We start from the raw sequence: 9,499 nt of genomic DNA, 5'->3' as shown, positions 1-9,499 counted from the left end.
TTTTCTTTTTATCTCGATTTTATTTCGATAATGCGGTCATTGTTGTTCCCATTGCTGGTACAGATATAAACCGTGCCATTTGGCGCCACCAGCACATCTCTCATTCTGCCATATTTCCCATTGTAGAATTCATTGGTCTCTGTGATGGATGTCTGATCACTTCCCAGTTTTAGTTGATATAGCCGGGCATCTTTCAGTGCTACGAGAAGTAATGAACCTTTCCATTGAGGGATCTGATCATTGCCATAGTATTCCAATCCCCCCGGTGCAATTGTCGGAGTCCATGCTTTTATTGGTTCTGCTATATCCGTCGTTCCGCAAACGGCCTGTTCAACAGTGGTATTACAATATCCCTGCACAACTGGCCAGCCATAGTTTCTGCCTTTTTCAATGATATTGATCTCGTCATCATTACTTGGGCCATGCTCTGAACTGTAAAGTCTTCCATTGGCGAGTACAAGACCCTGTGCATTACGGTGGCCCAGCGACCAGTATGGATTTCCTGCAACAGGATTGTCTGAAGGAATGGATCCGTCAAGATTAAAACGCAGAACTTTTCCACTCAAAGAATTTGGGTCCTGTGCAGAGGATTGATTATTGGCATCACCAGTAGTCATGAATATTTTTCCATTGTCTATCAATAACCGGCTGCCGTTATGAATATTCGCTGCGGGGATATTATCGCGCAGCGTTACAGGATTGGTAAGCGTAGTGCCATTGTAGACATATTTCACCAGCTTCTCTTTATATTGGCCCTCACCGTTGTAATTATATGCAACGAATACGTTGGAACTTCCCGGTTGCAAGGCAATGCCCAGCAAACCGCCCTCTCCATTTGCGACAACATCCGGGATAGTGATAACCGTTTTTATTTCACCATTAGCGGGGTTAAAACGACTGATCTTCCCGTTGCGTTCGGTAATCCAGATATGATTATCTTCTCCCCAGGCCATATCCCAGGGAAAATGAAGATTTCGTGCTACGATACTGTCTTTTAGTTCTGTTGGTTCTGACGGGGTGGGGTTTTCATCATCATCTTTTTTGCAGGCAAACAATACAGTTGTAAGGGTTATGGCAAAAAAGCCGCAGCGTAGAGCAGGTGTTATCATAATTGACGGGATTAGAAATAACGGGAGACCAAAATCGTGCCTCTCTTTTGGCAACGCAGCCCTGGTTTTATGTAGCAGGTGGGAAGGCCCATGGCGTAGAAGTATCGCAAAGCGCACAAAGGAATCGCTAAGCTCGTAGAGATTTCTTTGCGTTCATTGCGATTCCTTTGCGCGCTTTGCGATACTCCTACGCCGATAAAATTGAGAATACCACCGCTGCATCGTATGATGACCGCTTCAAAGCATCACTTCACCGGCAGGCAAGGCCTCTTCCCCGAAAAATTAACCGCCCCGTACCCTAAAAATGCTAATTTTAAACCCTAATAAAACCTCAAACATGAAAGGAACCAAAAACCTTGGATGGATTATTCTTATTGGTCTTGTACTGATCTTCGGAGTATGGGGCTGCAGTGGCTACAACGGATTGGTAAAACAGGACGAAAAAGTGAACAATGCCTGGAACAACGTCAATACGGAGTACCAGAAAAGATCTGACCTGGTGGGTAACCTGGTAAACACTGTAAAAGGTGCTGCCAATTTCGAAAAAGAAACATTGACAGGCCTCGTAGAAGCAAGAGCAAAGGCCACTTCCATAAATCTGAATGCTGATCAGCTGACGCCGGAGAACATGGAAAAATTCCAGCAGGCACAAAGCCAGATGAGCGGTGCGCTCAGCCGTTTGCTGGCGGTAGTTGAAAACTATCCTGATCTGAAAGCAACACAGAATTTCCAGCAATTGCAGGGACAGCTCGAAGGTATCGAAAACGATATCCGTGGTTCAAGACGTACGTTCAACGATGCGATCAACGCTTACAATACCAAAGTAAGATCCTTTCCGATGAACATTTTGTCCGGAATGTTCGGCTTCTCCAAAAAAGAAGGCTTCAAAGCTGATGAAGGCGCAGAGAAAGCTCCGAAAGTTCAATTCTAACAACGTTTCATGCAAAAGAAAAAAACTACCGGCCTCATCATAGCTGGGGCCGTTATTTTATTACTGGTGATCTTTGTGGTCAGTACCTATAATTCAATTGTAAAAAAGGATGAAAAGGTAAAGCAGCAATGGTCAGAAGTGCAAAGTACTTACCAACGCAGGCTTGATCTTGTTCCCAACCTCGTAAACACGGTTAAAGGTGTTTCAGAGTTCGAAAAAGGAGTACTGGAAGAGATTGCGGAAGCGAGAGGTAAAGCGCTTTCAGCAAGAACTGACGGTGAGCCAACTGCCGATAACGTGAATGCCGAACAACAGGCGCAGGACAATCTCGCCAATGCAACCAACAGGTTGATCGTTGTGGTAGAGAAATATCCCACGTTGAAAGGAACGGCGGCATACGCAGGTCTGCAAACACAGCTGGAAGGGACAGAACGCCGTATTAAAGTGGCGCGCAATGATTTCAACGCTGCCGTGGCCGACTATAACAAACAGGTGAGGAACTTTCCGGGGAATCTTGTTGCCGGAATATTCGGGTACAAAGCCAAAAACGGTTTTCAGGCTGTTGAAGGCGCTGATCAATCAGTAGAAATCAAATTTTAAACTACACGACCGTGTTTTCATTATTCAGAAGAAAGAAAGTATTCTTTACCGAAGAGGAACGCAGCCGGATCATCGATGCTGTTCGCAGGGCGGAAACCAGCACCAGTGGCGAAGTGAGGGTGTATGTAGAAAGTCGTTGCCCATACATGGATGCCATTGATCGTGCAGGTGAACTGTTCTTTCATCTTGAAATGGATGAAACGGCTCAGCATAACGCGGTACTGGTTTATGTGGCATTGAAAGACCGGCAGCTGGCGGTCTTTGGTGATCAGGGAATACATGAAAAAGTCGGTTCGGATTACTGGAACCGTGAAGTGGAAGTAATGATCCGCAACTTCAATAAAGAAGACTACGCGGAAGGTCTGAGTCAATGCATCCTTGATATAGGGCAGGCACTACAGCTGCATTTTCCTTACGATAAGAGTACAGATAAAAACGAATTACCGGACGACATTGTCTTCGGCAAATGATTCCCATGAAATATTTTCTTTCCATATTCTTCCTGCTGATGACCGTGGCGTCATTCGCACAGGTTGAAAGAGCGATACCTGCAAGACCGAGTCCTCCCAAACTGGTAAATGACCTCACCGGTAAACTGCTGACGCATGACCAGGCGGCTGCGCTGGAGCAAAAGCTTGTTGCGTATGATGACAGTACTTCCAACCAGGTGGCAGTAGTGATCGTGGATGATCTTAAGGGTTATTCCGCTGCAGACTACGCGATCGCTCTCGGCAGAGCCTGGGGAGTAGGCAACAAAAACTTTGACAACGGAGTAGTTATTCTTATTTCAACCGGCGGCAGTGCGGGTAACAGGGACGCTTTCATCGCTGTAGGGTATGGTCTGGAAGGTGTGATCCCGGATCTTACGGCAGATGCGATCCTTAGTAATGAGCTGATCCCGAATTTTAAGTCAGGGAATTATTACCGCGGTCTGGATGAGGCAACAAATGCGATCTTCAAAGCCGCGGAAGGGCGCTATAAAGCCCCCGAGGGTTACCGGAAAAAAGGTGGTAAAGGCATCAGTTCTTTTGTCATCATTCTTCTGGTGATCGGATTGCTGATGATCTTCGGCGGCATCGGCGGTGGCGGCGGTGGCGGTTATGTATCCCGCAGAGGGTATACAGGCTGGCCCGGCGGTGGCTGGATCGGTGGCGGCGGTTGGTCCGGCGGCGGCGGCGGAGGAGGAGGAGGATTCGGCGGATTCGGCGGCGGTGGATTTGGCGGCGGTGGCGCCGGGGGTAAATGGTAGGAACGCGAATGAACACGAATTGCCGCGAATGAACACGAACGCGAATGAACACGAATTGCCGCGAATGAACACGAATAGATGCATACAAAAGAGAATCGCCATGCTAACCAGCATGGCGATTCTCTTTTGTATGCATCTATTGATGCGAATTTATCATTTAGAGCTCAACTAAAGAGCGACCTATTCGTGTTCATTCGCGGCAATTCGTGCTCATTCGCGTTCGTGTTCATTCGCGGCAATTCGTGTTCATTCGCGTTAAAAGGCTTTTTGATCCTCCGCCGGTAGCTTGGATCTGATGAACTCTACCTGTTCTTTCAGACCGCTATCAGACGGATTTGCTTTTGACGCAGCGTCTTTTGCAGCCAGGATTGACTTAAGTATCTGTCCATTAAGATAAGGATCGGTTTGAGAACGCAGCGCGGAAGGAACCTCATCCCTGAATTTCGCGATCGCTTCAATTCCCTTTTTCACCTTTTCCGTATTCTTCATGGAGATCAGAAATGTTGCCAGATCATTAACGATCCCGAAACGCTGCTGCAGTCCAGCTTTTTCGAAATCAGCAAGCATTTCTTCAAATACCGTTTCGTCGCCTGATTTAGCAAATTCATTTTTGATGGCAGATTTCAGTAAACCTTTTGAAGGTTTTACGTTAAGCTGTTTGGCAATGGCCAACGCAGCAGCCGAATCAACGCCGCTGAGGGCAGTCAACGCTCTGCCTGCAACTGTGTATGACGAATCGTTTACGGCTGACTTGAACAAGGGCAGATACTGCGCTTTTTTATAAACACCCAATGCGCCGATCGCATTTGCACGCACGAGAGAATATTTGTCAGACTTTGCAAGAGTGGCAAGATCTGATTCAACGGCCGTCTTCACCGGTTCTCTTTTCAGGTCGAGCCTGTTGATCGCAAGAGAGCGAAGCCCTTCGTATGGATCATTCAATGCTGTTTTCAGCAAGGCTACCGCTTTTGCGTCACCTTGATTTCTTCCGGCAAACTCGATAGCTTCACGTCTGTCAACATAATTTCCGGCGTATTTGTACTGGTGGATAAAGTTGTCGAGTGTTTTGTTATCCTTCTTTAACCACAACATGACCTTGTCTGCATCCACGTTTACAAGATCAGGGCGTTGTGTATAAGAAAAGCTGAATGTATCGGTGGCATTGGTCGTCCACACTTTATAACGGCTTTTCTTTTCACCGTTATATACATCAATGGTCAAAGGAAGCGTGAACACCTTGCCGGTGTTCTGCGTCTGCTTAACGATCACGTTTACTTTTTTAGCAGCATCATCATATACATAGTCGATTGTTACAACGGGGTGTCCGTTGCTGAAATACCACTGGTTAAAATACCAGTTCAGGTCACGTCCTGTTACCTCTTCAAATGCAAGGCGCAGCTGATGAGCTTCGGCTGATTTGAATTTGTAAGTGGTAAGATAAAGGTTCAGTGATTTAAAGAAAGCAGAGTCGCCGATCTCATTGCGCAACATATGAAGAATGCGCCCGCCTTTGTTATAGCTTACTGCATCAAACATATCTTCTTTGTCGCGGTAATGAAATCGAACAAGATCAAGATCCTGGCTTCTGCTGTTAATGTAACCAACCATATCATTATAGTTCTGCGCAGCGCCCGCATCTTTGCCATATTTATATTCGTCCCACAGCGTTTCACTGTAATTGGCAAATGATTCGTTCAATGTCAGATTGCTCCAGCTTTCTGCGGTAACATAATCACCAAACCACTGGTGAAACAGTTCGTGTGCAATGGTGCTTTCCCATTCGTTACCGTCGATCAGCTCACGTGCATCCTGTTGGGCGCTTTCCTGGTGAATGGTAGCGGTAGTATTTTCCATTGCGCCTGCAACATACTCGCGGCCGGTGATCTGGGAGTATTTGATCCATGGGAAATCAACACCGGTTACTTTTGAAAAGAAGGTCATCATTTCAGGTGTGTTGCCAAAGATCTTTTTTGCAACAGGTCCGAATTCTTTTTCTACATAGTAATTTACTTCCTTACCTCTCCAGGAATCTTTGGTCACTGAATACTCGCCAACTCCGAGAAAGAACAGATAAGGAGAATGGGGAAGATCCATTTTCCAGTAATCGCTTCTGGTGCCATCAGCATTTTTTTTCTGGGACATCAGTTTACCATTGCTAAGCGTAACATATTTGTCTGGCACGGTAACGGTGAGTTCCTGTGTTGTTTTCTGTGCTGTTTTATCGATGGTAGGAAACCATGCCGAGCTGGATTCCGTTTCACCTTGCGTCCAGATCTGTGTTGGTTTATCTTTTTCTTCTCCACGTGGATTGATAAAATACATGCCTTTGATGCCGAGCATGGCATTGCCGCCATACTTTTCTTCGAATTCATCAGGCTTGGCGATATAGTCAATGAAGATCACATATGATTCACCGGATTTATAGGTTTTATCAAGTTTTATACGGAGCTGCCAGTCATTATAATCATATTTCAGCGGCGTTTCTTTTCCGTTTTTCAGTACCGCCACTTTCTTAAACTCCATTCCTTTTGCGTCAAGGGTGAGCGAATCTGTCGGATAGAAATATGGTTGCAGTGTGATCCATGCTTTTCCATAGAGGTAGGATTTACTGTAATCTGGCTTCACATCAAGTTTGGTGTGTACCAGCTTATTGATACGGGTAGCGGTTTCCCTGTACACTGTCTTCCAGGTAGTGTCTTCCCTGGGTTGTTCCTGCTGCGCCACTACAGCCAGACTGCAGGCCAGAAAAGGCAAAAGCAAAGTTGTCTTCTTCATAGTTGTTATTTATAGAGAGGGCAAAAATAAACGATGAAGATGTTAATGGATGGAAAAATACAAGAGTGGAAGGGGCAGAGGGGTTGGGACGTTTGGAGGGTTTGGTAGGTTTAAGAGGTTTAAAGGTTCCGTTCTAGTGTCTTGATTAGTTTAATACTTTCATATATGACTCATTAACCTCTTAAACCTTTAAACTTCTTAAACCTCCCAAACCTTCCCACTCCCAAACTTTCCCACCCTCCGCAACCATGAGCAACCACTCGTAAGCATATTTCAACTAATTTTGAACTCAACGTATTATGAAGAAGATAGCGGCTTTACTGATCATCCTGTTCTGGTGCCAGGCAGGATTCACTCAACAGGCATACTTTGTTTATCTGCAGGCAGAAGGGGCCCAACCCTTTTTCCTGAAGATGAATGAAGAGGTGCATAGTTCCAACTCATCAGGTTACCTGATCCTTTCCCGCCTGAAAGACAGTTCCTATACTTTCTCGATCGGGTTTCCCCAGAATAAATGGCCGGAGCAGACTTTCTCCGTGGCCATCGGCGCCCGCGATAAGGGCTTTTTGCTGAAAAAGGAGGATGATAAGAGCTGGAGCCTGGCAGATCTGCAAACAGATCAACGCATTGCCGCGGGCACTCCCGCAAACCGCCGGTCGGTCCGAACCGAGCCCAAAGAAGTTTCCGCATTTACCGATATACTTTCCAAAGCCACTGATGATCCTTCATTAAAGGAGCGTGTGGTACCCGTAAAGGCTGTTGCAGAGGCTGCCGCAGAGCCTAAAAAAGAGACTGCCGCAGCGGTTACTGAACCAGCGCGGACGGAAGTTGCGGTTAGTACCACAGAAAACATACCGGCGAAAGCCATCCCGGATTCAGCTGCGGCATCCGTTGCTCAGTTGGGCATTGACGAAAAGAAGGCAGAGGAAAAAAAGAATGAGCTGAAAGATCTCACGGCCAGGGATACGCTTGTCCGCCGTCCTCCGGCCAACTTGCCGGTTCCGGAAAAAGTGATAGCAGCAGCGGATGAAAAAAGAGATTCTGTTGTTGAGAAAAAAACTGAACTGGTAATGGCAGATCAGGCCGCTGATACGGTTTCACAGGCGATCTCCGTTGGCAAAAAAGAAGAGTCAGTGCCAGCACCCATTGAAGAAAAAAAGACACCGCCCGTCGTGCAGAAAAATCCCGACTCTTTAGCGCTGGCGGTTGCCCCGGTAAAAAAAGAGGAGCTGGCCCCGGTTGAGGTTGAAACGAAAAAACAGGAACCTGTTGCTGTTTCTTCGCAGGAGTACCGGGCAAGCAGCGTTAAACGACGGACGGAAAGCTCTACTTCTGAGGGGTTTGGTGTGACATATGTAGATGAATATCCTGACGGAAAAAAGGACACGATCCAGATCTTCATACCAAACCCGAAGCAGGTCCAGCGTAATGTGCCTCCACCGCAGGAGGATGGCGTGTTCCTGCCAATGGATTCTGAAGCAAAAGACCTGACACCTGCAAAGAAGGAAAAATCCGGCAGGAACGATTGCAGCAGTATGGCGAGTGAAACGGATTACCTGAAGCTGCGCAAGAAAATGGTGGCGACGGACGGCGATGACGCCATGCTTGCCGCTGCTAAGAAAATATTCAAGACAAAATGTTTTACCACCGAGCAGTTGAAGAATCTTGGAACGTTGTTCCTCAATGATGCAGGCCGGTATAATTTCTTTGATGCAGCCTATTTGTCGGTATCTGATTCCGGGAATTTTTCCAGTCTTGAAACTGAGCTGAAAGACCCCTATTATATCAGCCGGTTCAAGGCGATGCTGCGTTAAACGCTGCGCAAATAGCAAGCTTATGCCCCGTTATTTTTTGGAACTGGCTTACAAGGGCCAGCAGTACAGCGGCTTTCAGTCGCAAAAGAATGCCAACAGCATACAGGCTGAAGTAGAGAAGGCGCTGGAAACACTTTACCGCCAGCCGATAGAGCTGACCGGCTCATCACGCACTGATGCCGGCGTACATGCATTGCAGAATTATTTTCATTTCGACTTTGACGGAGAATTTCATCCGCAATGGCAATACAAGCTCAATGCAATACTGCCAAAGGATATTGTATTGAAAAATCTTACGCTTGTATCTCCCGATGCGCATTGCCGGTTTGATGCACTGAGCAGGGAGTACAAATATTTTATCTATAGAAAGAAGGATCCCTTCCTGGATGACAGGGCGTATTATTTTCCTTACCAGCTCAACTGGCAGGCGATGCAGGAAGCCGCGGGCGTTTTGAAAGAATACCAGGATTTCACGTCGTTCTCAAAAAGAAATACGCAGGTAAAAACCTTTCAATGCCGTATTCTTGAAAGTGAATGGATAGAGGAGGGGGAGTGCCTGGTGTATCACGTAAGGGCCGATCGTTTTTTAAGAGGAATGGTTCGCGCGCTTACCTCTACCATGCTGAAGCTGGGACGCGGGAAGATGGATCTGCAGGGATTCCGGAACATCATTGAGGCAAAAGACTGCACGAAAGCCAGCTTCGCGGTGCCGGCACATGGACTTTTTCTGGTGAGGGTTGAATACCCGGACTTACTGGTAAAGAGCTAACCGGCCGGGTTGTGCAGAGCCGAAGGCGCCGGTATTGATGGCCATGGCATGGCCGGAAGCCTGATGGCGGTCTTTGGATCCGGGATTCCTTCTCGATTCCTCCTCATTGCCTTCTCGGATTCTGAGGAGGAACAGAGGAGAACCGGGGTCTTTCCGGGGAGGCAAAGAGGAGAACTGGCGCAGGAGTATCGCCAAGAACGCCAAGGACGCGCAAAAGACGCAGGGTATCTTAGCGTGCATTGCGTGCTCTTT

At 47.0% G+C, this 9,499-nt stretch carries 9 protein-coding genes; 7 read left to right on the top strand and 2 right to left on the bottom strand.

The window, feature by feature from the left end:
• Positions 1–8: 8 nt before the first annotated feature.
• Positions 9–1,109, bottom strand: coding sequence for a PQQ-dependent sugar dehydrogenase (locus LZZ85_RS27995; protein ID WP_237877409.1), 1,101 nt, complete (start codon positions 1,107–1,109; stop codon positions 9–11).
• Positions 1,110–1,446: 337 nt separating this feature from the next.
• On the opposite strand from LZZ85_RS27995, the gene LZZ85_RS27990 reads away from it, so the two are divergent.
• The 4 genes from LZZ85_RS27990 to LZZ85_RS27975 are packed head-to-tail and all read left to right on the top strand — an operon-like array spanning position 1,447 to position 3,889.
• On the top strand, positions 1,447–2,040 hold the full coding sequence (locus tag LZZ85_RS27990) for a LemA family protein (RefSeq protein WP_237877407.1): 594 nt from the start codon (positions 1,447–1,449) through the stop codon (positions 2,038–2,040).
• A 9-nt stretch (positions 2,041–2,049) separates the two neighbouring features.
• Complete coding sequence (locus LZZ85_RS27985) at positions 2,050–2,640, top strand: LemA family protein (RefSeq protein ID WP_237877406.1); 591 nt, start codon at positions 2,050–2,052, stop codon at positions 2,638–2,640.
• A gap of 11 nt (positions 2,641–2,651) precedes the next feature.
• Positions 2,652–3,110 (top strand): TPM domain-containing protein, encoded by a 459-nt coding sequence (locus tag LZZ85_RS27980; protein WP_237877404.1) that lies wholly within the window; start codon positions 2,652–2,654, stop codon positions 3,108–3,110.
• Between the two features lie 5 nt (positions 3,111–3,115).
• Complete coding sequence (locus LZZ85_RS27975; protein ID WP_237877401.1) at positions 3,116–3,889, top strand: TPM domain-containing protein; 774 nt, start codon at positions 3,116–3,118, stop codon at positions 3,887–3,889.
• Between the two features lie 255 nt (positions 3,890–4,144).
• Here the strand turns inward: LZZ85_RS27975 and LZZ85_RS27970 are convergent, their stop codons facing one another.
• Positions 4,145–6,664: a M1 family aminopeptidase gene (locus LZZ85_RS27970; RefSeq protein ID WP_237877399.1), complete on the bottom strand. Its 2,520-nt coding sequence runs from the start codon at positions 6,662–6,664 to the stop codon at positions 4,145–4,147.
• Positions 6,665–6,963: 299 nt separating this feature from the next.
• Between LZZ85_RS27970 and LZZ85_RS27965 the strand changes: the two genes are divergently transcribed.
• The 3 genes from LZZ85_RS27965 to LZZ85_RS27955 form a co-directional block, all read left to right on the top strand.
• Positions 6,964–8,478 (top strand): DUF4476 domain-containing protein, encoded by a 1,515-nt coding sequence (locus tag LZZ85_RS27965; RefSeq protein WP_237877397.1) that lies wholly within the window; start codon positions 6,964–6,966, stop codon positions 8,476–8,478.
• A 22-nt stretch (positions 8,479–8,500) separates the two neighbouring features.
• Positions 8,501–9,247 carry a tRNA pseudouridine(38-40) synthase TruA gene (gene truA, locus LZZ85_RS27960; protein ID WP_237877395.1) on the top strand — a complete coding sequence of 249 codons (747 nt, stop codon included), beginning with the start codon at positions 8,501–8,503 and terminating at the stop codon, positions 9,245–9,247.
• 9 nt (positions 9,248–9,256) lie between these two features.
• A partial coding sequence (locus LZZ85_RS27955) for a hypothetical protein (protein WP_237877393.1) occupies positions 9,257–9,499 on the top strand: 243 nt, incomplete at its 3' end.

Origin of the sequence: Terrimonas ginsenosidimutans, from assembly GCF_022012415.1 — a bacterium.
GTDB classification, from domain to species: Bacteria; Bacteroidota; Bacteroidia; order Chitinophagales; family Chitinophagaceae; genus Terrimonas_A; species Terrimonas_A ginsenosidimutans.
This window is presented reverse-complemented; position numbering and strand designations above follow the sequence as displayed.